The organism is Serratia sp. CMO1, assembly GCF_015689115.1.
Classification (GTDB): Bacteria; Pseudomonadota; Gammaproteobacteria; order Enterobacterales; family Enterobacteriaceae; genus Serratia; species Serratia marcescens.
On sequence record NZ_CP065032.1, the window covers coordinates 248,925 to 272,551 of the forward strand.

19 protein-coding genes, 4 tRNA genes and 1 other RNA gene are annotated in these 23,627 nt (G+C 56.5%); 17 read left to right on the forward strand and 7 right to left on the reverse strand.

Annotated features, from left to right (window positions below):
* Positions 1-22 precede the first annotated feature (22 nt).
* The 17 genes from IT763_RS01115 to IT763_RS01195 all read left to right on the forward strand — a co-directional run bounded on the left by IT763_RS01115 (position 23) and on the right by IT763_RS01195 (position 16,671).
* A tRNA-Thr gene (locus tag IT763_RS01115) sits at positions 23-98 on the forward strand.
* Positions 99-123: 25 nt separating this feature from the next.
* A tRNA-Tyr gene (locus IT763_RS01120) sits at positions 124-208 on the forward strand.
* 46 nt (positions 209-254) lie between these two features.
* Positions 255-370: non-coding RNA, RtT sRNA (locus tag IT763_RS01125), on the forward strand.
* Positions 371-406: 36 nt separating this feature from the next.
* Positions 407-481: transfer RNA gene (locus IT763_RS01130), tRNA-Gly, on the forward strand.
* Between the two features lie 6 nt (positions 482-487).
* Positions 488-563, forward strand: a tRNA-Thr gene (locus tag IT763_RS01135).
* A gap of 109 nt (positions 564-672) precedes the next feature.
* Positions 673-1,857 (forward strand): elongation factor Tu, encoded by a 1,185-nt coding sequence (gene tuf, locus IT763_RS01140; protein ID WP_015376315.1) that lies wholly within the window; start codon positions 673-675, stop codon positions 1,855-1,857.
* 259 nt (positions 1,858-2,116) lie between these two features.
* Entirely contained in the window at positions 2,117-2,500 is a 384-nt protein-coding gene (gene secE / locus IT763_RS01145) for a preprotein translocase subunit SecE (RefSeq protein WP_004929916.1), read from the forward strand.
* Between the two features lies 1 nt (position 2,501).
* A complete protein-coding gene (gene nusG / locus IT763_RS01150) occupies positions 2,502-3,047 on the forward strand; it encodes a transcription termination/antitermination protein NusG (protein WP_004929914.1) in 546 nt (181 codons plus the stop codon).
* 165 nt (positions 3,048-3,212) lie between these two features.
* Positions 3,213-3,641 carry a 50S ribosomal protein L11 gene (rplK, locus tag IT763_RS01155; RefSeq protein ID WP_004929911.1) on the forward strand — a complete coding sequence of 143 codons (429 nt, stop codon included), beginning with the start codon at positions 3,213-3,215 and terminating at the stop codon, positions 3,639-3,641.
* Positions 3,642-3,644: 3 nt separating this feature from the next.
* A complete protein-coding gene (rplA, locus tag IT763_RS01160) occupies positions 3,645-4,349 on the forward strand; it encodes a 50S ribosomal protein L1 (RefSeq protein ID WP_004929908.1) in 705 nt (234 codons plus the stop codon).
* A 338-nt stretch (positions 4,350-4,687) separates the two neighbouring features.
* Positions 4,688-5,185: a 50S ribosomal protein L10 gene (gene rplJ, locus IT763_RS01165; RefSeq protein WP_004929905.1), complete on the forward strand. Its 498-nt coding sequence runs from the start codon at positions 4,688-4,690 to the stop codon at positions 5,183-5,185.
* Between the two features lie 63 nt (positions 5,186-5,248).
* The gene (rplL, locus tag IT763_RS01170) at positions 5,249-5,614 is read left to right on the forward strand and encodes a 50S ribosomal protein L7/L12 (protein ID WP_004929903.1); all 366 of its coding nucleotides are present in this window, start codon (positions 5,249-5,251) and stop codon (positions 5,612-5,614) included.
* Between the two features lie 332 nt (positions 5,615-5,946).
* Complete coding sequence (rpoB, locus tag IT763_RS01175) at positions 5,947-9,975, forward strand: DNA-directed RNA polymerase subunit beta (RefSeq protein WP_004929900.1); 4,029 nt, start codon at positions 5,947-5,949, stop codon at positions 9,973-9,975.
* A 118-nt stretch (positions 9,976-10,093) separates the two neighbouring features.
* Positions 10,094-14,317: a DNA-directed RNA polymerase subunit beta' gene (gene rpoC, locus IT763_RS01180; RefSeq protein ID WP_004929899.1), complete on the forward strand. Its 4,224-nt coding sequence runs from the start codon at positions 10,094-10,096 to the stop codon at positions 14,315-14,317.
* A 167-nt stretch (positions 14,318-14,484) separates the two neighbouring features.
* Positions 14,485-14,931 (forward strand): GNAT family N-acetyltransferase, encoded by a 447-nt coding sequence (locus IT763_RS01185; protein ID WP_016929429.1) that lies wholly within the window; start codon positions 14,485-14,487, stop codon positions 14,929-14,931.
* Complete coding sequence (locus IT763_RS01190; protein ID WP_016929428.1) at positions 14,931-15,395, forward strand: hypothetical protein; 465 nt, start codon at positions 14,931-14,933, stop codon at positions 15,393-15,395. Before IT763_RS01185 ends, IT763_RS01190 begins: the two co-directional genes overlap by 1 nt.
* 1 nt (position 15,396) lies before the next feature.
* Positions 15,397-16,671 (forward strand): sensor histidine kinase KdpD, encoded by a 1,275-nt coding sequence (locus tag IT763_RS01195; protein ID WP_016929427.1) that lies wholly within the window; start codon positions 15,397-15,399, stop codon positions 16,669-16,671.
* On the opposite strand, the gene IT763_RS01200 is transcribed toward IT763_RS01195, so the two are convergent.
* From IT763_RS01200 to thiC, 7 genes are all read right to left on the reverse strand, one after another.
* The gene (locus tag IT763_RS01200; RefSeq protein WP_049300352.1) at positions 16,657-17,352 is read right to left on the reverse strand and encodes a response regulator; all 696 of its coding nucleotides are present in this window, start codon (positions 17,350-17,352) and stop codon (positions 16,657-16,659) included. The genes IT763_RS01195 and IT763_RS01200 overlap by 15 nt on opposite strands.
* 801 nt (positions 17,353-18,153) lie before the next feature.
* Positions 18,154-19,287, reverse strand: a complete 1,134-nt coding sequence (thiH, locus tag IT763_RS01205) for a 2-iminoacetate synthase ThiH (RefSeq protein WP_206195089.1) — start codon at positions 19,285-19,287, stop codon at positions 18,154-18,156.
* Positions 19,287-20,066, reverse strand: coding sequence for a thiazole synthase (locus IT763_RS01210; RefSeq protein ID WP_049300351.1), 780 nt, complete (start codon positions 20,064-20,066; stop codon positions 19,287-19,289). Before IT763_RS01210 ends, thiH begins: the two co-directional genes overlap by 1 nt.
* A 1-nt stretch (position 20,067) precedes the next feature.
* A complete protein-coding gene (gene thiS / locus IT763_RS01215) occupies positions 20,068-20,268 on the reverse strand; it encodes a sulfur carrier protein ThiS (protein ID WP_004929884.1) in 201 nt (66 codons plus the stop codon).
* The gene (locus IT763_RS01220) at positions 20,265-21,014 is read right to left on the reverse strand and encodes a HesA/MoeB/ThiF family protein (protein WP_004929883.1); all 750 of its coding nucleotides are present in this window, start codon (positions 21,012-21,014) and stop codon (positions 20,265-20,267) included. Before IT763_RS01220 ends, thiS begins: the two co-directional genes overlap by 4 nt.
* Positions 21,007-21,657 carry a thiamine phosphate synthase gene (gene thiE, locus IT763_RS01225; RefSeq protein ID WP_016929422.1) on the reverse strand — a complete coding sequence of 217 codons (651 nt, stop codon included), beginning with the start codon at positions 21,655-21,657 and terminating at the stop codon, positions 21,007-21,009. The genes IT763_RS01220 and thiE overlap by 8 nt, the downstream gene beginning before the upstream one ends.
* Positions 21,650-23,593, reverse strand: coding sequence for a phosphomethylpyrimidine synthase ThiC (gene thiC / locus IT763_RS01230; protein ID WP_016929421.1), 1,944 nt, complete (start codon positions 23,591-23,593; stop codon positions 21,650-21,652). The genes thiE and thiC overlap by 8 nt, the downstream gene beginning before the upstream one ends.
* Between the last annotated feature and the right edge of the window lie 34 nt (positions 23,594-23,627).

Genomic DNA, 23,627 nt, shown 5'->3' on the forward strand with positions numbered 1-23,627 from the left:
CCTAGAATGCGCTGCACTTGATGCCGGCTTAGCTCAGTAGGTAGAGCAACTGACTTGTAATCAGTAGGTCACCAGTTCGATTCCGGTAGCCGGCACCATTCAAGTCACAAGTAGTTAAAATCTGGTGGGGTTCCCGAGCGGCCAAAGGGAGCAGACTGTAAATCTGCCGTCACAGACTTCGAAGGTTCGAATCCTTCCCCCACCACCAAATCTTGCCTTCGGCGATTAACTGAGATGCGATGAATACCGCAGCGGTTGATGGCGGGAGGAGAGGGCGAAAGCCTTCGGCAAGGTTCGAGCTGTGCAGCGCAAGGCGCAGCCGGCCCGAAGGATGCGAGCCGAGTGATGAACAATCCTGCTCCATCCCAAAATTCTACAGAAAAATCAGGTAGCCGAGTTCCAGGATGCGGGCATCGTATAATGGCTATTACCTCAGCCTTCCAAGCTGATGATGTGGGTTCGATTCCCACTGCCCGCTCCAAGATGTGCTGATATAGCTCAGTTGGTAGAGCGCACCCTTGGTAAGGGTGAGGTCGGCAGTTCGAATCTGCCTATCAGCACCACTTCTTAATTTCTCGCCCCCTGATTTTCTTTCTGTTCTGGATTCAACGAGCAAATGCTTGGTTGATGTGGTGATACCACCGATTTATCCGTGTCTTAGAGGGACAATCGATGTCTAAAGAAAAGTTTGAACGTACAAAACCGCACGTTAACGTCGGTACTATCGGCCACGTTGACCACGGTAAAACTACCCTGACTGCAGCGATCACTACCGTACTGGCTAAAACCTACGGCGGTTCTGCACGTGCTTTCGACCAGATCGATAACGCGCCAGAAGAAAAAGCTCGTGGTATCACCATCAACACCTCTCACGTTGAATATGACACCCCGACTCGTCACTACGCGCACGTTGACTGCCCAGGGCACGCCGACTACGTGAAAAACATGATCACCGGTGCTGCTCAGATGGACGGCGCGATCCTGGTAGTAGCTGCGACTGACGGCCCAATGCCTCAGACTCGTGAGCACATCCTGCTGGGTCGTCAGGTTGGCGTTCCTTTCATCATCGTATTCATGAACAAATGCGACATGGTAGATGATGAAGAGCTGCTGGAACTGGTAGAAATGGAAGTTCGCGAACTGCTGTCCGCTTACGACTTCCCAGGCGACGACCTGCCGGTAATCCGCGGTTCCGCGCTGAAAGCGCTGGAAGGCGAAGCTGAGTGGGAAGCGAAAATCATCGAACTGGCCGAAGCCCTGGACAGCTACATCCCAGAGCCAGAGCGTGCTATCGACAAGCCGTTCCTGCTGCCAATCGAAGACGTATTCTCCATCTCCGGTCGTGGTACCGTTGTTACCGGTCGTGTTGAGCGCGGTATCATCAAAGTTGGCGAAGAAGTTGAAATCGTTGGTATCAAAGACACCGTTAAGTCTACCTGTACTGGCGTTGAAATGTTCCGCAAACTGCTGGACGAAGGCCGTGCTGGTGAGAACGTAGGTGTTCTGCTGCGTGGTATCAAACGTGAAGAAATCGAACGTGGTCAGGTACTGGCTAAGCCAGGCTCCATCAAGCCGCACACCCAGTTCGAATCTGAAGTGTACATCCTGAGCAAAGATGAAGGTGGTCGTCACACGCCATTCTTCAAAGGCTACCGTCCACAGTTCTACTTCCGTACTACTGACGTGACCGGTACCATCGAACTGCCAGAAGGCGTAGAGATGGTAATGCCAGGCGACAACGTGAACATGGTTGTAACCCTGATTCACCCAATCGCGATGGACGACGGTCTGCGTTTCGCAATCCGTGAAGGCGGCCGTACTGTAGGCGCTGGTGTTGTTGCTAAAGTTATCGCTTAATCGCTGATAAAGTTTGACGCGACACGCGGTAAAAGGGCATCATTTGATGCCCTTTTTCTACGCTGTGAACTAGAACCTATCTCATCAGCGATTTTGCAGTCATAATCATTGGTGAGATGGGCTCTTAAACCGTATTGACTGAATACGTCATGGCGTAAAACACCGGGATATCGCTAGTGCGGTATCCGATCGGTTTGGTTTGCCTCGCAATGCGAGGCAAAGTTGTTTGTTCTGAATCATCATTGTGACAGGTTGGTTTATGAGTGCGAATACCGAGGCTCAAGGGAGCGGACGCGGCCTGGAAGCGGCAAAGTGGCTGATCGTCGCCGTTCTGTTGGTTGTGGCTATTGTCGGTAACTATTACTACCGTGATTTAAGCCTGCCATTGCGCGCGCTGGCAGTTGTGCTGATCATCGCCGTTGCAGGTGCAGTGGCTCTGATGACCACCAAAGGCAAAGCCACCGTTGCGTTTGCCCGTGAAGCGCGTACCGAAGTACGTAAAGTGATTTGGCCAACTCGTCAGGAAACGCTGCACACCACGTTGATCGTCGCCGCGGTAACCGCCGTGATGTCACTGATTCTGTGGGGGCTGGATGGTATTCTGGTCCGTCTGGTGTCGTTTATTACTGGCCTGAGGTTCTAAAATGTCTGAAGCTCCAAAAAAACGTTGGTACGTCGTTCAGGCGTTTTCCGGTTTTGAAGGTCGCGTAGCACAATCGCTGCGTGAACACATCAAACTGCACGATATGGAAGAGCTGTTCGGCGAAGTGATGGTGCCTACGGAAGAAGTGGTTGAAATCCGTGGCGGTCAGCGTCGCAAGAGCGAGCGTAAGTTCTTCCCTGGCTATGTGCTGGTGCAGATGGTGATGAATGACGCCAGCTGGCACCTGGTGCGCAGCGTACCGCGCGTCATGGGGTTCATCGGCGGTACGTCTGACCGTCCAGCGCCGATCAGCGATAAAGAAGTTGATGCGATCATGAACCGCCTGCAGCAGGTTGGTGACAAGCCGCGTCCGAAAACGCTGTTCGAGCCGGGCGAGCTGGTGCGCGTCAACGACGGCCCGTTTGCCGATTTCAACGGCGTGGTCGAAGAAGTCGATTACGAGAAGAGCCGCCTGAAAGTTTCCGTTTCCATCTTCGGCCGTGCAACGCCGGTGGAACTGGACTTCAGCCAGGTTGAAAAAGGCTGATCGAATAATCAGCAGTAAGCGGCCTGTTGCCGCTTGTCAAAGGCGCGAAATTGAACTACAATTTCGCGCCTTTTGTTTTTAGATGCCTTGCCTGATGTTTGTCCGGCGAGGTTAAACACGGGGAGCCTCTCACGAGGCGATACTACCCAAACCGAGGAAATTTAAATGGCTAAGAAAGTACAAGCCTACGTTAAGCTGCAAGTTGCAGCTGGTATGGCTAACCCGAGCCCACCAGTGGGTCCAGCTCTGGGTCAGCAGGGCGTTAACATCATGGAATTCTGTAAGGCGTTCAATGCTAAGACTGACAGCATTGAAAAAGGTCTGCCGATTCCGGTTGTTATCACCGTTTATTCTGATCGCTCCTTCACTTTCGTTACCAAAACCCCGCCAGCAGCAGTTCTGCTGAAAAAAGCGGCTGGTATCAAGTCTGGTTCCGGTAAGCCGAACAAAGACAAAGTAGGTAAAGTGACCCGTGCTCAGGTACGTGAAATCGCAGAAACCAAAGCTGCGGACATGACTGGTTCTGACGTTGAAGCGATGACTCGCTCCATCGAAGGTACCGCTCGTTCCATGGGCCTGGTAGTGGAGGATTAAGAGATGGCTAAGCTGACCAAGCGCATGCGCGTGATCCGTGACAAAGTTGATGCTACTAAACAGTATGACATCACTGAAGCTGTTGCTCTGCTGAAAGAGCTGGCCACCGCTAAATTCGTAGAAAGCGTTGACGTTGCCGTTAACCTCGGCATCGACGCTCGTAAATCTGACCAAAACGTTCGTGGCGCTACCGTTCTGCCACACGGCACCGGTCGTTCCGTTCGCGTTGCCGTATTTACCCAAGGCGCTAACGCTGAAGCTGCGAAAGCTGCAGGCGCAGAGCTGGTAGGTATGGACGATCTGGCTGAGCAGATCAAGAAAGGCGAAATGAACTTCGACGTTGTTATTGCTTCCCCGGATGCAATGCGCGTTGTTGGTCAACTGGGCCAGATCCTGGGTCCACGCGGCCTGATGCCAAACCCGAAAGTGGGTACCGTTACCCCGAACGTTGCTGAAGCTGTGAAAAACGCTAAAGCAGGTCAGGTTCGCTACCGTAACGACAAAAACGGCATCATCCATACCACCATCGGTAAGGTTGATTTCGACGCAGACAAACTGAAAGAAAACCTGGAAGCCCTGCTGGTTGCGCTGAAAAAAGCAAAACCTTCTCAGGCGAAAGGTATGTACATCAAGAAAGTTAGCCTCTCCACCACCATGGGTGCTGGCGTTGCTATCGATCAGAGCGGTCTGTCTGCCGCAGCGAACTAATCGCACTTGCGATTATCGCTTTGACTTGGGGCCGAGATTTGTCTAGAATCTTATGCCCCAAGGTTTTGCTATTGGCTATGCCGTAGGCAAAACAAAGATTTTTCGGTTGGAGCCTGGCCTATCCAGGCCTCCGTCCAAGACCGCAGGTGTATCGCGAGATACTTAATCCTTCCTGCGTAGACGGTGACAGAGCCTAAGAAAATTTTTCTTTTTTATAAAAGAATGTCTTTGCTGGATTCTGCTCACCGTGTTAAGCCGCTCGGCGTGGCGTTTTACAAAGCGCCGAGTGAAGTGAGTTCCGGGGGATTTTCCCCGGCTAATCCAGGAGCAAAAAGCTAATGGCATTAAATCTTCAAGACAAACAAGCGATTGTTGCTGAAGTCAGCGAAGTAGCCAAAGGCGCGCTGTCTGCGGTTGTTGCGGATTCCCGCGGCGTTACCGTAGATAAAATGACTGAACTGCGTAAAGCAGGTCGTGAAGCTGGCGTTTACATGCGTGTTGTTCGCAACACCCTGATGCGTCGCGTAGTTGAAGGCACTCCATTCGAATGCCTGAAAGACACGTTTGTCGGTCCAACCTTGATTGCATTCTCTCACGAACACCCGGGCGCTGCTGCTCGTCTGTTCAAAGAGTTCGCGAAAGCGAATGCAAAATTCGAGGTTAAAGCTGCGGCCTTTGAAGGTGAGCTGATCCCAGCGGCGCAAATCGACCGCCTGGCGACGCTGCCAACTTACGAAGAAGCGATCGCACGCCTGATGGCAACCATGAAAGAAGCCGCTGCCGGCAAACTGGTTCGCACTCTGGCTGCAGTACGCGATCAGAAAGAAGCGGCGTAAGCCACTCTTTCTTAGCCTTTGCTAACGTATTTAAACTATTTCTGAATTTTAGGAACAATTGTTATGTCTATCACTAAAGACCAAATCCTGGAAGCAGTTGCCGCTATGTCCGTAATGGACGTTGTTGAACTGGTTTCCGCTATGGAAGAAAAATTCGGCGTTTCTGCTGCTGCTGCTGTAGCTGTAGCTGCTGGCCCAGCTGAAGCTGCTGAAGAGAAAACTGAATTCGACGTTATCCTGAAAGCTGCAGGCGCTAACAAAGTTGCTGTTATCAAAGCAGTACGTGGCGCTACCGGCCTGGGTCTGAAAGAAGCTAAAGACCTGGTTGAATCTGCTCCAGCCGCTCTGAAAGAAGGCGTGAGCAAAGATGACGCAGAAGCTCTGAAAAAATCTCTGGAAGAAGCTGGCGCAGAAGTTGAAGTTAAATAAGCCAACCTTTCCGGTTGCAGCCTAGTCTTTTAGGCTGATGGCTGGTGACTTTTTAGTCACCAGCCTTTTTGCGCTGTAGGGCGCCAGTAGCGTTTCACACTGTTTGGCTGCTGGTTTCGCCTCCCAATGTTTGTTTCTATTGACGACTTAATATACCGCGGTCTTTGCACTACCAGGAGTTCTGGGGGAAGGCGCGATGAAATGGTTTAAGCGTGATAGCAAGAGACATTGCGGAAAGTGTTTCCGCTTTCCGGTCGACAAAACGGTGTTGCATGAACTGTCCCTAATCGGACGGACAGATTGGGTCACTGATCAGCGAGCTGAGGAACCCTATGGTTTACTCCTATACCGAGAAAAAACGTATTCGTAAGGATTTTGGTAAACGTCCACAAGTGCTGGACATACCATATCTCCTTTCTATCCAGCTTGACTCGTTCCAGAAGTTTATCGAGCAAGATCCAGAAGGGCAGTACGGCCTTGAAGCCGCATTCCGTTCTGTTTTCCCTATCCAGAGCTACAGTGGCAATTCGGAGCTGCAATACGTTAGCTACCGTCTTGGTGAGCCGGTCTTCGACGTCAAAGAGTGCCAGATCCGTGGTGTGACGTTCTCTGCACCGCTGCGCGTAAAACTGCGCCTGGTTATCTATGAGCGCGAAGCGCCTGAAGGTACGGTCAAAGACATCAAGGAACAAGAAGTCTACATGGGCGAAATTCCGCTCATGACCGAAAACGGCACCTTTGTGATCAACGGTACTGAGAGGGTTATCGTATCTCAGTTGCACCGTAGTCCTGGCGTATTCTTCGACAGCGATAAGGGTAAAACCCACTCCTCGGGTAAAGTGCTGTACAACGCACGTATCATCCCTTACCGCGGTTCATGGTTGGACTTCGAGTTCGATCCGAAAGACAACCTGTTCGTGCGTATTGACCGTCGCCGCAAACTGCCTGCGACCATCATTCTGCGCGCGCTGAACTACACCACTGAACAGATCCTCGACCTGTTCTTTGACAAGATCGTCTTCGAAATCCGCGACAACAAGCTGCAGATGGAGCTGGTGCCAGAGCGCCTGCGTGGTGAGACCGCTTCGTTCGATATCGAAGCCAACGGCAAGATCTACGTAGAGAAAGGCCGTCGCATCACCGCTCGTCATATCCGTCAGCTGGAAAAAGACGACATTCAGAGCATTGAAGTACCGGTAGAGTACATCGCGGGCAAAGTGGTCGCGAAAGACTATATCGATACCAATACCGGCGAACTGATCTGCGCAGCCAACATGGAGCTGTCGCTGGATCTGCTGGCCAAGCTGAGCCAGTCTGGCCACAAGCGCATCGAAACGCTGTTCACCAACGATCTGGACCACGGCGCGTACATCTCTGAAACGCTGCGTGTCGATCCGACCAACGATCGTCTGAGCTCGCTGGTAGAAATCTACCGCATGATGCGTCCTGGTGAGCCGCCAACGCGCGAAGCTGCCGAAAGCCTGTTCGAGAACCTGTTCTTCTCCGAAGACCGCTACGATCTGTCCGCGGTTGGCCGTATGAAGTTCAACCGTTCTCTGCTGCGTGACGAGATCGAAGGTTCGGGCATCCTGAGCAAAGACGACATCATCGAAGTGATGAAGAAGCTCATCGATATCCGTAACGGCAAGGGCGAAGTGGACGATATCGACCACTTGGGCAACCGCCGTATCCGCTCCGTTGGCGAAATGGCCGAGAACCAGTTCCGCGTAGGTCTGGTGCGTGTTGAGCGTGCGGTGAAAGAGCGTCTGTCTCTGGGCGATCTGGATACCCTGATGCCTCAGGACATGATCAACGCCAAGCCGATTTCGGCGGCGGTGAAAGAGTTCTTCGGCTCCAGCCAGCTGTCCCAGTTCATGGACCAGAACAACCCGCTGTCCGAGATCACGCACAAGCGTCGTATCTCCGCACTGGGCCCGGGCGGTCTGACCCGTGAGCGCGCCGGCTTTGAAGTTCGAGACGTACACCCGACCCACTACGGCCGCGTGTGTCCAATCGAAACGCCGGAAGGTCCAAACATCGGTCTGATCAACTCCCTGTCCGTGTACGCACAGACTAACGAGTATGGCTTCCTGGAAACCCCGTACCGCCGCGTGCGCGACGGCGTGGTGACCGATGAAATCAACTACCTGTCTGCTATTGAAGAAGGCAACTTCGTTATCGCCCAGGCGAACTCCAACCTGGATGAAGAAGGCCGCTTCGTAGAAGACCTGGTCACCTGCCGCAGCAAAGGCGAATCAAGCCTGTTCAGCCGCGACCAGGTTGACTACATGGACGTATCCACCCAACAGGTTGTTTCCGTTGGTGCCTCACTGATTCCATTCCTGGAACACGATGACGCCAACCGTGCATTGATGGGTGCGAACATGCAACGTCAGGCCGTACCAACCCTGCGCGCTGACAAGCCGCTGGTCGGTACCGGTATGGAACGCGCTGTAGCGGTTGACTCCGGCGTAACCGCCGTTGCCAAACGCGGCGGTGTGATCCAGTACGTGGATGCTTCCCGTATCGTTATCAAAGTTAACGAAGACGAGATGTACCCGGGCGAAGCAGGTATCGATATTTACAACCTGACCAAGTACACCCGTTCTAACCAGAACACCTGCATCAACCAGATGCCGTGTGTGAATCTGGGTGAGCCAATCGAGCGCGGTGACGTGCTGGCGGATGGCCCATCGACAGACCTGGGCGAACTTGCACTGGGCCAGAACATGCGCGTAGCGTTCATGCCTTGGAACGGCTACAACTTCGAAGACTCCATCTTGGTCTCCGAGCGCGTGGTGCAGGAAGATCGCTTCACCACCATCCACATCCAGGAACTGGCGTGCGTGTCTCGCGACACCAAGCTGGGGCCTGAAGAGATCACCGCCGACATCCCTAACGTGGGTGAAGCTGCGCTCTCCAAACTGGATGAATCCGGTATCGTGTATATCGGTGCTGAAGTGACCGGCGGCGACATTCTGGTCGGTAAGGTAACGCCTAAAGGCGAAACCCAACTGACGCCGGAAGAGAAACTGCTGCGTGCGATCTTCGGTGAGAAAGCGTCTGACGTTAAAGACTCTTCTCTGCGTGTGCCGAACGGCGTTTCCGGTACGGTTATCGACGTGCAGGTCTTCACCCGCGATGGCGTGGAAAAAGACAAGCGCGCGTTGGAAATCGAAGAGATGCAGCTGAAGCAGGCGAAGAAAGACCTGACTGAAGAACTGCAGATCCTGGAAGCCGGCCTGTTTGCGCGTATCCACGCGGTGCTGGTTGCCGGTGGCATCGAAGCCGACAAGCTGAGCAAGCTGCCGCGCGATCGCTGGCTGGAACTGGGCCTGACCGACGAAGAGAAGCAAAACCAGCTGGAGCAGCTGGCTGAGCAGTACGACGAACTGAAATCCGACTTCGAGAAGAAGCTGGAAGCCAAGCGTCGTAAGATCACTCAGGGCGACGATCTGGCGCCGGGCGTACTGAAAATCGTCAAGGTTTATCTGGCCGTTAAACGTCAGATCCAACCGGGTGACAAGATGGCGGGCCGCCACGGTAACAAGGGTGTTATCTCCAAGATCAACCCGATCGAAGATATGCCTTACGATGAAAACGGCACGCCGGTAGACATCGTACTGAACCCGCTGGGCGTACCATCACGTATGAACATCGGTCAGATCCTGGAAACCCACCTGGGTATGGCTGCGAAAGGCATCGGTGAGAAGATCAACCAGATGCTGAAGCAGCAGCAGGAAGTGGCCAAGCTGCGTGAGTTCATCCAGAAGGCCTACGATCTGGGCGACGACGTTTGCCAGAAAGTTGACCTGAACACCTTCAGCGACGACGAAGTGCTGCGTCTGGCAGAGAACCTGAAAAAAGGTATGCCGATCGCAACGCCGGTGTTTGACGGTGCGAAAGAGACTGAAATCAAGAAGCTGCTGGAAATGGGCGGAATCCCGACCTCCGGTCAGATCACGCTGTTCGATGGCCGTACCGGTGAGCAATTCGAGCGCCAGGTTACTGTTGGCTATATGTACATGCTGAAACTGAACCACTTGGTTGACGATAAAATGCACGCCCGTTCAACCGGTTCTTACAGCTTGGTTACTCAGCAACCTCTGGGTGGTAAAGCGCAGTTCGGTGGTCAACGCTTCGGTGAGATGGAAGTGTGGGCACTGGAAGCATACGGCGCGGCTTATACCCTGCAGGAAATGCTCACCGTTAAGTCGGATGACGTTAACGGCCGTACCAAGATGTACAAAAACATCGTGGATGGCGACCACCGGATGGAGCCAGGCATGCCGGAGTCCTTCAACGTACTGTTGAAAGAAATCCGCTCGCTCGGCATCAACATCGAACTGGAAGACGAGTAATCGTCATTCCGGCTCAGGCTCCCCGCCTAAGGGAGCCTGAGGGTGGTTGTTCAGGTCACACGGGTACCTACTGCGGTTGTGGGTGCCCAACAGGTTTAACTCCGACAGGAGCCAATCCGTGAAAGACTTATTGAAGTTTCTGAAAGCGCAAACTAAGACCGAAGAGTTTGATGCGATCAAGATTGCTCTGGCCTCGCCAGACATGATCCGTTCGTGGTCGTTCGGTGAAGTTAAGAAGCCGGAAACCATTAACTACCGTACGTTCAAACCAGAGCGTGACGGCCTTTTCTGCGCCCGTATCTTCGGGCCGGTAAAAGATTACGAGTGCCTGTGCGGTAAGTACAAGCGCTTGAAACACCGCGGCGTGATCTGTGAGAAGTGCGGCGTTGAAGTGACCCAGACCAAAGTGCGTCGTGAGCGCATGGGCCACATCGAACTGGCTTCCCCGACTGCGCACATCTGGTTCCTGAAATCGCTGCCATCCCGCATCGGTTTGCTGCTGGATATGCCGCTGCGTGACATCGAACGCGTACTGTACTTCGAATCCTATGTGGTGGTCGAAGGCGGTATGACGAACCTCGAGCGTCGTCAGATCCTGACCGAAGAGCAGTATCTGGACGCGCTGGAAGAGTTCGGTGACGAATTCGACGCCAAGATGGGTGCGGAAGCTATTCAGGCCCTGTTGAAAAACATGGATCTGGAAGCCGAGTGCGAGCAGCTGCGTGAAGAGCTGAACGAAACCAACTCCGAAACCAAGCGCAAGAAGCTGACCAAGCGTATCAAGCTGCTGGAAGCGTTCGTACAGTCCGGCAACAAGCCGGAGTGGATGATCCTGACCGTGCTGCCGGTACTGCCGCCGGATCTGCGTCCACTGGTTCCGCTGGATGGCGGCCGTTTCGCGACGTCGGATCTGAACGATCTGTATCGTCGCGTGATCAACCGTAACAACCGTCTGAAACGCCTGCTGGATCTGGCTGCGCCTGACATCATCGTGCGCAACGAAAAGCGTATGCTGCAAGAAGCGGTAGACGCCCTGCTGGATAACGGCCGTCGCGGTCGTGCCATCACCGGTTCCAACAAACGTCCTCTGAAATCTTTGGCCGACATGATCAAAGGTAAGCAGGGTCGTTTCCGTCAGAACCTGCTCGGTAAACGCGTTGACTACTCCGGCCGTTCCGTAATCACCGTAGGTCCATACCTGCGTCTGCATCAGTGCGGTCTGCCTAAAAAGATGGCGCTGGAGCTGTTCAAACCGTTCATCTACGGCAAGTTGGAGCTGCGTGGCCTGGCCACCACCATCAAAGCCGCCAAGAAAATGGTTGAGCGTGAAGAAGCCGTCGTTTGGGATATCCTGGACGAAGTGATCCGCGAACACCCGGTACTGCTGAACCGTGCACCAACCCTGCACCGTTTGGGTATCCAGGCGTTTGAACCTGTTCTGATCGAAGGTAAAGCGATCCAGCTGCACCCGCTGGTTTGTGCGGCCTATAACGCCGACTTCGATGGTGACCAGATGGCCGTTCACGTACCGCTGACGCTGGAAGCCCAGCTGGAAGCGCGTGCGCTGATGATGTCCACCAACAACATCCTGTCCCCAGCGAACGGCGAGCCAATCATCGTTCCTTCTCAGGACGTTGTACTGGGTCTGTACTACATGACCCGCGACTGTGTTAACGCCAAGGGCGAAGGCATGGTGCTGAACGGTTCCAAAGAAGCTGAGCGCGTTTACCGCGCCGGCCTGGCGTCTCTGCATGCGCGCGTTAAAGTGCGTATCACCGAAGACGTCAAAAACGCCGAAGGCGAATGGACTTCTCAGACCAGCATCATCGACACCACCATCGGCCGCGCCATCCTGTGGATGATCGTACCGAAAGGTCTGCCGTACGCGATCGTTAACCAGCCTTTGGGCAAGAAAGCGATCTCCAAGATGCTGAACACCTGTTACCGCATCCTGGGCCTGAAGCCGACCGTTATCTTTGCTGACCAGATCATGTACACCGGTTTTGCTTACGCAGCCCGTTCCGGCGCTTCCGTAGGCATCGACGACATGGTTATCCCGGCCAAGAAGGCGGAGATCATCGAAGAAGCGGAAACCGAAGTTGCCGAGATCCAGGAGCAGTTCCAGTCTGGTCTGGTTACCGCCGGCGAACGCTACAACAAAGTGATCGATATCTGGGCTGCAGCGAACGAACGCGTTGCTAAAGCGATGATGGAAAACCTGTCGGTAGAAGACGTGGTTAACCGTGACGGCGAAGTGGAACAGCAAGTTTCCTTCAACAGCATCTTTATGATGGCCGACTCCGGTGCGCGTGGTTCCGCCGCTCAGATTCGTCAGCTGGCCGGTATGCGTGGTCTGATGGCGAAGCCGGACGGCTCCATCATCGAAACGCCAATCACCGCGAACTTCCGTGAAGGTCTGAACGTACTCCAGTACTTCATCTCCACCCACGGTGCTCGTAAAGGTCTGGCGGATACCGCACTGAAAACCGCGAACTCCGGTTATCTGACCCGTCGTCTGGTTGACGTGGCGCAGGATCTGGTGGTGACCGAAGACGACTGTGGCACCCACGACGGCATCCTGATGACTCCGGTTATCGAAGGTGGCGACGTGAAAGAGCCGCTGCGTGAACGCGTTCTGGGTCGTGTGACGGCAGAAGACGTCCTCAAGCCGGGTACGGCGGACATTCTGGTGCCACGCAACACCCTGCTGAACGAGAAGGCGTGTGACCTGTTGGAAGAGAACTCTGTCGACAGCGTTAAAGTCCGTTCCGTGGTGAGCTGTGAAACCGACTTTGGTGTGTGTGCAAACTGCTATGGTCGCGACCTGGCACGTGGCCACATCATCAACAAAGGCGAAGCCATCGGCGTTATCGCGGCACAGTCCATCGGTGAGCCGGGTACACAGCTGACGATGCGTACGTTCCACATCGGTGGTGCGGCATCTCGTGCGGCTGCTGAATCCAGCATTCAGGTGAAAAACAAGGGTAGCATCAAGCTGAGCAACGCGAAGTTCGTTATGAACGCCGCAGGCAAGCTGGTGATCACCTCGCGTAACACCGAACTGAAACTGATCGACGAATTCGGCCGTACCAAAGAAAGCTACAAGGTGCCTTACGGCGCCGTGATGGGCAAAGGCGACGGTGAAGAAGTTAATGGCGGCGAAACCGTCGCTAACTGGGATCCGCACACCATGCCGGTCATCAGTGAAGTCAGCGGCTTCATTCGCTTCGCGGACATGGTTGACGGCCAGACGATTACTCGTCAGACCGACGAACTGACCGGTTTGTCTTCTCTGGTTGTTCTGGACAGCGCAGAGCGTACCGGTAGCGGTAAAGACCTGCGTCCGGCACTGAAAATCGTTGACGCTCAGGGCGAAGACGTATTGATCCCAGGTACTGATATGCCTGCTCAATACTTCCTGCCGGGCAAAGCGATCGTTCAGCTGGAAGATGGCATTCAGATCGGTGCGGGTGATACCCTGGCGCGTATTCCTCAGGAATCCGGCGGTACCAAGGATATTACCGGTGGTCTGCCGCGCGTTGCCGACCTGTTCGAAGCGCGTCGTCCGAAAGAGCCGGCAATCCTGGCTGAAATCAGCGGGATTATCTCGTTCGGTAAAGAGACCAAAGGCAAACGTCGCCTGGTGATCTCTCCGCTGGACGGCAGCGACGCTTACGAAGAGATGATTCCGAAATGGCGTCAGCTCAACGTGTTCGAAGGCGAAGTGGTGGAACGTGGTGACGTCGTTTCCGACGGCCCAGAGTCTCCGCACGACATTCTGCGTCTGCGTGGCGTGCATGCGGTTACCCGCTACATCACCAACGAAGTGCAGGAAGTTTACCGTCTGCAAGGCGTTAAGATTAACGATAAGCACATCGAAGTTATCGTTCGTCAGATGCTGCGTAAAGGCACCATCGTTAGCGCTGGTGGCTCCGAGTTCCTGGAAGGCGAGCAGGCTGAAGTGTCTCGCGTCAAGATTGCCAACCGTCAGCTGGAAGCTGAAGGTAAAATTGCGGCAACCTTCTCGCGCGATCTGCTGGGTATTACCAAGGCTTCCTTGGCGACCGAGTCCTTCATCTCCGCCGCATCGTTCCAGGAAACGACGCGCGTTCTGACCGAAGCTGCCGTAGCCGGCAAGCGTGATGAACTGCGTGGCCTGAAAGAGAACGTCATCGTGGGCCGTCTGATCCCAGCCGGTACCGGTTACGCTTATCATCAGGATCGCATGCGTCGCCGTGCTCAGGGTGAAGCGCCGGTTGTTCCGCAAGTCAGCGCGGAAGAAGCGACGGCTAACCTGGCCGAGCTGCTCAATGCAGGCCTGGGCGGCAGCGACGACGAATAATCGTCATCCGCGCCGCGGGCCCGGCATGCCGGGCCCATCGCCAGATAAACCGCTCCCTCGGGGGCGGTTTTTTTTCGCCTCATGCCGGGGCCGAGCAAACTTTGCTACTATGGTTACAGCAGAAATTGACCGGCGTTTTTTACCAGACAACCAAGGACAGTGCGAACATGGACAGCCTCATTACCTTCGAAAAATTGACGGCGCAACACCTGCCTTACCTGTATGAGATCCGCTTTTCCGTTGAGGAAAACCTGCTGCACCCGCATCAGATCCAGTATCTGCAGCGCAGGCAGGCGCTGGAGGACATCAACCAGGGCGGCGGCTGGATCTGCAAGCATGGCGACGACTATGCCGGCGTTGGCTTCGGGTTATTCATCCCTGAACCGCTGATCGGCGGCCTGTTCGTGAAGCCGGAATACCAGTCGAAGGGGATCGGCTCCGCCTTGTTGGCGCGGGTCACCGCCTGGATGTTTGAGCGCGGCGCCGAAGCGATCCACTTAACCACCGATCCCGGCTCCAAAGCCGAAGGCTTTTATCAACATCACGGTTGGGCCGTGGTCGGGCAGGATGAATTCGGCCAGGCCGAACTGGTAAAACGTAAAGAGGGTGAATAATGACAATCAAAGGATTGATGACGTTACTGCTGCTTTCGCTGTTCAGCACGCCGCTGTATGCGGCCGTTGACTATTTTTACCTGAAACCGCTCGATGGCGAGAAGATCAAGATAACCCGGCAGATGCTGGCGGCGATGCCGCAGCACACGATTAAAACCTCGACCAATTTCACCCCGGAAGATATGTTCACCGGCGTTGAGTTTGCGGAGTTAGTGAAAGCCTATCACCTGAAAGGCCAGTCGGTGCGCGCTTTCGCCTGGGATGATTACTCTTATTCGATGCCGATTGACGAGATGATTAAATACCGTGTGATCGTCGCCTACCAGCGCGGCGGCAAGCCGATCGACGTTGGTGAGCTGGGGCCGTTCGCCATTATTTATCCGCGCGATGGCTATGCTGAGCTGAATAACCTGGATGTGAATGCGAAAACCGTCTGGCAAGTTAAAAGGTTGGAGCTGAAATAAGATGAGCAAAAAACTGATCGGTACTCTTATCGCGTTGGTTGCCATCTTCTCCTTATTGATTTTGTTGATTGCCATTAATTTCGGCGGCGTAAAAGAGCGCTATAAGCAGATCGAGCCCAATCTGGACAACTACTCGGTGGCCGAGATCCTGTTTCTGGCGTTTGAAAGGACCAAAACCGCGCTGTTGCTCAGTGAAAACAACGATTACGACGCCTTCCAGATCAAAAAGAAAATCTTCTACTCGAAGATTCAGATCCTGGAGAGCCGTTCGACCTTCAGCGACTCTTTTTATTACGACGACGAGTTCATCAAAAATGTTGCGCTGCTGAAGCAGCAGTATCGCACGTTGGACGATCTTTCTGCCGGCTTGCTGGTGGGGCAGAAAAACAAGGCGGACATTCTCTCTTATATGGATGATATCGAGGGCACGCTGGTCGATATCCAGGAAATTATTTATCGGATACAGATTAAAAACTTTACCGAAGTGAAAGGCATCATCCAGGACAACTCGAGTAAAGCCGAGATGTTCGCCCTCTTTTCGCTGATTTTGGTGTTCCTGATGATGTTCCTGGTGCTGAGAAATGCCTTCTCGTTGAAAGAGATCATCAAGAACAAGAACATCTTTATCTCTTCCATCTACCACGAGATCGCCGGCTCGACCCAGGCCATCGTCATTGCCGCGGATATCATGGAACACGAGCTAGCGCAGGAAGAGTTGAAAAAAGAAGCCCGCCTGATCTCCTATCACGGCAACAAGATCGCCGAACAAACGCGCGAGGTGATGGATTATTCTCGGCTTGAGATGGGAGAAGTTAAAATCAATATTTCCACCTTCCGGCTGAATGAGGTGGTGGAGGATGCCGTAACCGGCATCGGCGCCGGGCGAGGCAATCGGCTCGTGATCCACCGTTCGTCTTATGCCGGCCTGATTGGTTCTGATAAATACAAGCTCTACCGAATATTGGCCAACCTGCTCAGCAACGCGGACAAATTTACCCACCACGGCGCGATCGTCCTCAATGTGAAGGTGTGTCACGGCAATCTGTATTTGCGGGTCAAAGACACCGGCATCGGGTTTAACGTCGATAATCTGGATCGGTTATATAAGGCGTTCAATCAGGGGCTGGAAAGGGAAACGCGGCAGGGGTTGGGGCTGGGGCTGACCATTATCAAAAATTACGTCACGACGATGAAAGGCGCCATCAAGGTCAAATCCGTCGAAGGGGTTGGCTCATCGTTTTTGATCCGCATCCCGATCAAACTAATTAAAGAATAGGTTCGACAGCAACAGCGAGGAGATAATCAGCGGCTTGGTCGGTTTTTCCACCAGGTGCACGTCATAGTGCAGGATCATATCGCCGATGTTTTTCTCGTAGTGATTCAGCTGGCCGGTCAGAATGATGATGCGGGCGTGCGGATCGAGGGCGTCTTTAATTTTCTTCACGACGCGTTCGGAAGTCTCGCCGAAGTCCAACAGCCAGTCCAAAATAAACGCCTCAAAGGACTGCTGCTCCAGCGCGGCCAGCATGGCGTCCGCCGTCTGAAAGGTCTCAGTTTCGATGCCGTAGCGGCTGGCGATCTTCTTCAACAGTTCGAGAATATCGCCGTCATTATCCAGGATCGCGATACGCGGGGCCGGCAGAAAGTCTATCTTGTTGACTTTATACAGCGGGGCATCGGCTGCATATTCCCGATTGGTGTTGATGATGAAAAGGTCGTCCTTTTTGTAGGCGTAAGTTTCGTCGCTGTCCGCTTGCGTGACCGGGCGCTCGTCGACCTCAATGTTGCAGCGCTTGTGAATGCTGTTCATGATAAACACGCCGTTATGTGTCCGTTGGCCGGCAAACGGCTCGTTGAAATACTGGAAAACCTTTTTGACTTCATCGAGGGTGATGCCCCTTTTGCCATCCAGCTTCTGTTTGGCGCTGTTGTACTGAAGGTTCAGTATGTTGGCCATCGTGGAGGCATGTTTTCTGTCGCCAACTCCTTTCAGAGTGAGCAACGCGCTGATTGCATCGATGTAATTTGGCGTTTTCTTCATGACAACCTTGGCTTTTTTGATGTTAACCGCGAGCGTTGAAAAACCTGTTTGAGGACCCGTGCTGGATTATAGATGAAGCCTCGGGTATTGCGGTGATATCAGTTTGATTTTCCTTGGCAAACTCAAAACACACTCGATCATGAATAAAAAAACACTCAAAAGACATTCACATTTCGCCGTTTATGTGGTTAATTAGCGCACATACTGTGTGATTCGCGTCCTGGGGGGGTGCCAGTCTCACAAAATAAACCGCCTGCTCTTGTCCGTAAGCAGGGAGCAGGCGGCAAAAAGATCCGCGGCCAGCACCAGGGCCATTGGCAGCACCGGGGATTATCCTTCAAGCTTCTCTTGTCGCGCATCTTCTTTGCAGTGCCTTCTTTTTCCACGCTCTCCACTTTCTGTTGTAACCGTCGCCCTTTGAATCTCACTCTGAGTTATTGCAGAACGCAGTTTCTCCTGTCAGCCGAGTCGCCAAAACGGCCTGTCCGCATGCCCCGCCGGCGCAAATCCAAGGAGGAACCGGAGTCGCGCAGAGAGTCTCTGCGCGATCCGGGATGGGATAAGGCGGGGCCATCGAGAGGGAGACGGCCCCGGCCGACGCCGGGTTTGGCGGTCGGCAAGGTCACTATAAGCGAGGGGCTTGCCGACGCCAGCATCGGCGTTCAGCATTGCGCGGCCGCTCCAGCGTTTTCTTCACGCGGCGGCAAACGTTGCCGCTTATTGCGCACCGCGTCCCAGATAACCGTCCCAGTCTTTCCACACCGGCTGCAGCCCGGCGTTGCTGATGGCCTCGGCGACCTGCTGCGGCGTGCGGCCGTCGTGCGGTTCGAACTGTTCCAGCTCCGGCGGCACGTCATCGGCATAGCCGCCGGGCTGCGTCTTGGAGCCGGCGCTGACGCTGTTGATCGCCACCGGGATCATATGATCGCGGAAGTACGGCGACTCACGCGTAGACAGTGACAGCTCAACGTCCGGCGCGAACAGCCGGAAGGCGCAGATCAGCTGCACCAGTTGAGGCTCGCTCATGATCGACGCCGGTTCAATGCCGCCGGCGCAGGGGCGCAGACGCGGGAACGAGATCGAGTAGCGGCTCTGCCAGTAAGTTTGCTGCAGGTAGAACAGATGTTCCGCCAGCAGGTAGCAGTCGGTGCGCCAGCTGTTGGAGAGGCCGATCAACGCGCCGAGGCCGATCTTGTCGATCCCGGCGCGCCCCAGGCGATCCGGCGTGGCCAGGCGCCAATGGAAATCCTGCTTCTGGCCGCGCAGGTGATGCTGCAGATAGGTGGCCGGATGGTAGGTTTCCTGGTACACCAGCACGCCGTCCAGGCCCAGTGTTTTCAGTTCGGCGTACTCGTCCTGCGCCAGCGGCTGCACTTCCATCATCAGCGAGCTGAAGTGGCTGCGGATCGCCGGAATGTGCCGGCGGAAATAGTCCATGCCGACCTTGGTCTGATGCTCGCCGGTGACCAGCAACAGGTGTTCGAACCCCAGCGCCTTGATGGCTTCGCACTCGCGTGCGATCTCCGCCGCATCCAGCGTTTTGCGCTTGATGCGGTTGCTCATCGAAAAGCCGCAGTAGGTGCAGTCGTTGGCGCACCGGTTAGAGAGGTACAGCGGCACATAGAAGCTAACGACGTTGCCGAACCGCTGACGGGTCAGCTGCTGCGCGCGCTGCGCCAGCGGTTCCAGATACGGCGCGGCGGCGGGGGAGATCAGCGCCATAAAGTCGTCGCGCGTCAGCTTGTCGGCGTTCAACGCGCGTTCCACGTCGCGCGCGGTTTTGCCGTTGATGCGCAGCGTAATATCGTCCCAATCCAGCTGTTGCCAGCGGCTACTGAAATCGTCGCCCATCACTGCGCCTCCTCTGGCTGAGTGAGGAAGGCGGTCAGCGGGCTGGAGGCGACCGCCCCGCGCTGGCTGGCGCCCAGTCCGGCGCTGCGCGCCAGTTCGCCGGCCTCCAGCGCCTGACGAAACGCCCGCGCCATTTGCACCGGGTCGCGCGCCACGGCGATGGCGGTATTCACCAGCACCGCGTCGGCGCCCAGCTCCATCGCTTCCAGCGCGTGGCTTGGCGCGCCGATGCCGGCGTCGACCACCACCGGCACTTTGGCCTGTTCGATGATGATCTCGAGGAAGTCACGGGTGCGCAGACCGCGGTTGGAGCCGATAGGGGCGCCGAGCGGCATCACCGCCGCGCAGCCCGCCTCTTCCAGCCGTTTGCACAGCACCGGATCGGCGCCGCAGTAAGGCAGCACCACAAAACCGTCTTTCACCAGCGTTTCCGCCGCCTTCAGCGTTTCTATCGGATCAGGCAGCAGGTATTTCACATCGGGATGGATCTCCAGCTTCACCCAGCGGGTGCCGAGCGCTTCACGCGCCAGCCGGGCGGCGAACACCGCTTCGGCGGCGGTTTTGGCGCCGGAGGTGTTGGGCAACAGCCTGACGCCCAACTGCTGCAGCGGCGCCAAAATGGCGTCGTTGCCGCCGCGCAGATCGACGCGCTTCATGGCCATGGTCACCAGCTGTGAACCGGAGGCCGCCAGCGCCTCCAGCATTAGCTCCGGGGTGGCGAACTTGCCGGTGCCAGTGAACAGGCGCGAGGTAAAAGTGGTATCGGCGATTTTCAGCATGTCAGCCTCCGGCGATCGCTTGAAACAGCAAAATGTCGTCACCGTCCTGCACCTGATGGTCGGCCCAGTCGGCGCGTGGGATGATGGTTTGGTTGATCGCCAGCGCGGTACCCGGCTGGTGGCGTTCCAGCTGGGCCAGCAGGGCGGCAACGCTGAGCGGCTGCGCCAGCTCCAGCGGTTGGTCGTTCAAACGGATCTTCATGCCGCGCCTCCGCATACCGGGCAGGCACGGGCCTGGCTCAGTTGCAGCGTGCTCCAACTCTGCTGCTTGCCGTCGAACAGCCGCAGTTTCCCGCTGAGGGAGGAAGGCATGCCGGCCAGCATCTTGATGGCCTCCAGCGCTTGCAGGGTGCCGATCACGCCGACCACCGGGCCGAGTACCCCGGCGGTGCGGCAGTTGCGCTGCGGCTCTTCCTGCTCCGGGTACAGGCAGGCGTAACAGCCGTGTGCATAGGGCGGCTCGAGCACCAGCAACTGGCCGCTGAAGCCGACCGCGCTGCCGCTGATCAGCGGCTTGGCGGCGGCGATGCAGGCGGCATTGACCTCATGGCGGGTCGCCATATTGTCGCAGCAGTCCAGCACCAAATCGGCGCGGGCGACCGCGTCGCGCAGCGCTTGCCCTTGCAGCCGCTGCGCCAGCGGGATGGATTCCACCAATGGGTTCAGCGCCTGCAGATGGCGTTGCGCCAGCGCCGCCTTACCGGTGGCGGTATCGGCGCTGCGGTAGAGGATTTGCCGCTGCAGGTTGGTGACGTGCAGCTGGTCGTCGTCGGCCAACAGCAGCGTGCCGACGCCGGCGGCGGCCAGATACAGCGAAGCCGGGGAGCCGAGCCCGCCCAAACCGACGATCAGCACCGTGGCGCGCTTGAGTTTCTCCTGGCCTTCCGGGCCGACGTCCTCCAGCAGCAGTTGGCGGCTATAGCGCAGGAATTCCTGATCGTTAAGCATCGTTCGGATCCTCGCCTTCGATCAGCCGCAGCAGCTCGGCCGTCGCCGCGCGCCAGTCCGGCGCCTGGGTGATGGCGCTGACCACCGCGACGCTGCCGACGCCGCACGCCAGCACCGCCGGTACGCGATCGATACTGATCCCGCCGATCGCCACCGTCGGGTAATCCGCCAGGCCGGCGATGTGGCGTTTCAACTCCGTCAGCCCCTGCGGCGCCGAAGGCATGTCTTTGGTTTGGGTGGGGAAGATGTGCCCCAGCGCGATGTAGGACGGTTTCACCGCCAGCGCGCGCGCCAGTTCGGCGTCGTCATGGGTGGACACGCCGAGCCGCAACCCGGCGCGGTGAATGGCCGCCAGATCGGTGGTATCAAGATCTTCCTGGCCCAGATGCACGCCGTAGGCGCCGTGCTTGATCGCCAGCCGCCAGTAGTCGTTGATGAACAGCCGCGCCTGATAACGCTGGCCCAGCGCGATGGCGGCGGCGATATCCTCTTCGACCTGCTCGTCAGGCAAATCCTTGATGCGCAGCTGGATGGTGGTGACGCCGGCCTCCAGCAGGCGAGCGATCCATTCCACGCTGTCGACGACCGGGTAGAGCCCCAGTTTGTAGGGCGTCGCCGGGAAGGGGGTCGTGATATCAGTCATTGCTTGTCTCCTCTTGCAGCGTGCCGGCGCTGTGATACAGCTCGCTGCCGCGGGCGCGGAACTCGGCGGACATTTTCTCCATGCCGGTCAGCTGCACTTCGATCGGTTTGGCGGCCTCTTGGGCGGCGGCGTAGTCGCGCACCTCCTGCGAAATCTTCATCGAGCAGAATTTCGGCCCGCACATCGAGCAGAAGTGGGCGACCTTGCCGGATTCCTGCGGCAGGGTTTCGTCGTGATAGGCGCGCGCGGTGGCCGGATCGAGCGCCAGATTGAACTGATCTTCCCAGCGGAATTCGAAACGCGCCTTGGACATGGCGTTATCGCGGATCTGCGCGCCCGGATGGCCTTTGGCCAGATCGGCGGCGTGAGCGGCGATCTTGTAGGTGATCAGGCCCTGTTTGACGTCTTCTTTGTTCGGCAGGCCGAGGTGCTCTTTCGGCGTGACGTAACACAGCATGGCGCAGCCGAACCAGCCGATCATCGCCGCGCCGATGCCGGAGGTGAAATGGTCATAGCCCGGGGCGATATCGGTGGTCAGCGGGCCGAGGGTGTAGAATGGCGCTTCGTGGCAGTGTTCCAGCTCTTCGGTCATGTTGCGGCGGATCATCTGCATCGGCACGTGGCCTGGGCCCTCGATCATCACCTGCACGTCGTATTCCCAGGCGATTTTGGTCAGCTCGCCCAGCGTATGCAGTTCGGCGAACTGGGCTTCGTCGTTGGCGTCCTGAATTGAGCCGGGGCGCAGGCCGTCGCCGAGCGACAGCGAAACGTCGTAGGCGGCGCAGATCTCACAGATTTCGCGGAAATGCTGATAGAGGAAGTTTTCCTGATGGTGCGACAGACACCATTTGGCCATGATCGAGCCGCCGCGCGACACGATGCCGGTCAGGCGTTTGGCGGTCATCGGCACGTAACGCAGCAGCACGCCGGCGTGGATGGTGAAGTAGTCGACCCCTTGCTCCGCCTGTTCCAGCAGCGTATCGCGGAACATCTCCCAGGTGAGGTTTTCCGCCACGCCGTTGACCTTCTCCAGCGCCTGGTAGATCGGCACGGTGCCGATGGGCACCGGGCTGTTGCGCAGGATCCACTCGCGGGTTTCGTGAATGTAGCGGCCGGTGGAGAGATCCATCACGGTGTCTGCGCCCCAGCGGGTGGCCCACACCAGCTTCTCCACCTCTTCTTCGATCGACGACGTGACCGCCGAGTTGCCGATATTGGCGTTCACCTTCACCAGGAAATTGCGGCCGATGATCATCGGCTCTGCTTCCGGATGGTTGATGTTGGCGGGAATGATGGCGCGGCCGGCGGCCACTTCCTGGCGCACGAACTCCGGCGTGATGTTGTCCGGCAGGTTGGCGCCCCAGCCCTGGCCCGGATGCTGATGGCGCAGTACTTCGCCGCGAATGCGTTCGCGCCCCATGTTTTCACGGATGGCGATGAACTCCATCTCCGGGGTGACGATACCGGCGCGGGCATAGTGCAGCTGGGTCACGCGCTTGCCCGGCAGCGCTTTGCGCGGCAGCGGCAGATGCTCGAAGCGCAGGTGATCCAGCCCCTCGTCCGCTAACCGCTGCTGGGTGAAGCCGGAGCTGGCGCCGCTGAGCGTCGTGGTATCGCCGCGCGCGTCGATCCAGCCGGCGCGCAGCTTGGCCAGGCCGGCGTGCACGTCGAGCTCGGCCTGCGGATCGCCGTAGGGGCCGGCGGTATCATACACCGGAATCGCCTCGTTGGGTTCATACTGCGGGCTATCTTTGCTGCCGCCGAGCAGGGTCGGGCTGAGCTGAATTTCGCGCATCGGCACCTGGATATCGCCGCGCGAGCCCTGGAGATAGATGCGGCGTGAGTTCGGGAAAGCCATGCCTTGCAGCGTGTCGATAAACTGCTGGGCGGCTTCGCGTTGCGCTTTACGGGCGCGCGGTGGATTAACGTTAGACATAGCAAGTTCCTACCAGTGTGTTGGGTTGGGAAAG

What these genes read in the sequence shown, in the direction of transcription:
- thiE (WP_016929422.1), bottom strand. Translation starts at nt 21,657, where the DNA reads ATGACTGATATCACGACCCCCTTCCCGGCGACGCCCTACAAACTGGGG.
- IT763_RS01200 (WP_049300352.1), bottom strand. Translation starts at nt 17,352, where the DNA reads ATGGCCAACATACTGAACCTTCAGTACAACAGCGCCAAACAGAAGCTG.
- thiS (WP_004929884.1), bottom strand. Translation starts at nt 20,268, where the DNA reads ATGAAGATCCGTTTGAACGACCAACCGCTGGAGCTGGCGCAGCCGCTC.
- secE (WP_004929916.1), top strand. Translation starts at nt 2,117, where the DNA reads ATGAGTGCGAATACCGAGGCTCAAGGGAGCGGACGCGGCCTGGAAGCG.
- rplK (WP_004929911.1), top strand. Translation starts at nt 3,213, where the DNA reads ATGGCTAAGAAAGTACAAGCCTACGTTAAGCTGCAAGTTGCAGCTGGT.
- IT763_RS01185 (WP_016929429.1), top strand. Translation starts at nt 14,485, where the DNA reads ATGGACAGCCTCATTACCTTCGAAAAATTGACGGCGCAACACCTGCCT.
- IT763_RS01220 (WP_004929883.1), bottom strand. Translation starts at nt 21,014, where the DNA reads ATGCTTAACGATCAGGAATTCCTGCGCTATAGCCGCCAACTGCTGCTG.
- rplA (WP_004929908.1), top strand. Translation starts at nt 3,645, where the DNA reads ATGGCTAAGCTGACCAAGCGCATGCGCGTGATCCGTGACAAAGTTGAT.
- rplJ (WP_004929905.1), top strand. Translation starts at nt 4,688, where the DNA reads ATGGCATTAAATCTTCAAGACAAACAAGCGATTGTTGCTGAAGTCAGC.
- IT763_RS01195 (WP_016929427.1), top strand. Translation starts at nt 15,397, where the DNA reads ATGAGCAAAAAACTGATCGGTACTCTTATCGCGTTGGTTGCCATCTTC.
- thiH (WP_206195089.1), bottom strand. Translation starts at nt 19,287, where the DNA reads ATGGGCGACGATTTCAGTAGCCGCTGGCAACAGCTGGATTGGGACGAT.
- thiC (WP_016929421.1), bottom strand. Translation starts at nt 23,593, where the DNA reads ATGTCTAACGTTAATCCACCGCGCGCCCGTAAAGCGCAACGCGAAGCC.
- rpoB (WP_004929900.1), top strand. Translation starts at nt 5,947, where the DNA reads ATGGTTTACTCCTATACCGAGAAAAAACGTATTCGTAAGGATTTTGGT.
- IT763_RS01210 (WP_049300351.1), bottom strand. Translation starts at nt 20,066, where the DNA reads ATGCTGAAAATCGCCGATACCACTTTTACCTCGCGCCTGTTCACTGGC.
- nusG (WP_004929914.1), top strand. Translation starts at nt 2,502, where the DNA reads ATGTCTGAAGCTCCAAAAAAACGTTGGTACGTCGTTCAGGCGTTTTCC.
- IT763_RS01190 (WP_016929428.1), top strand. Translation starts at nt 14,931, where the DNA reads ATGACAATCAAAGGATTGATGACGTTACTGCTGCTTTCGCTGTTCAGC.
- rplL (WP_004929903.1), top strand. Translation starts at nt 5,249, where the DNA reads ATGTCTATCACTAAAGACCAAATCCTGGAAGCAGTTGCCGCTATGTCC.
- tuf (WP_015376315.1), top strand. Translation starts at nt 673, where the DNA reads ATGTCTAAAGAAAAGTTTGAACGTACAAAACCGCACGTTAACGTCGGT.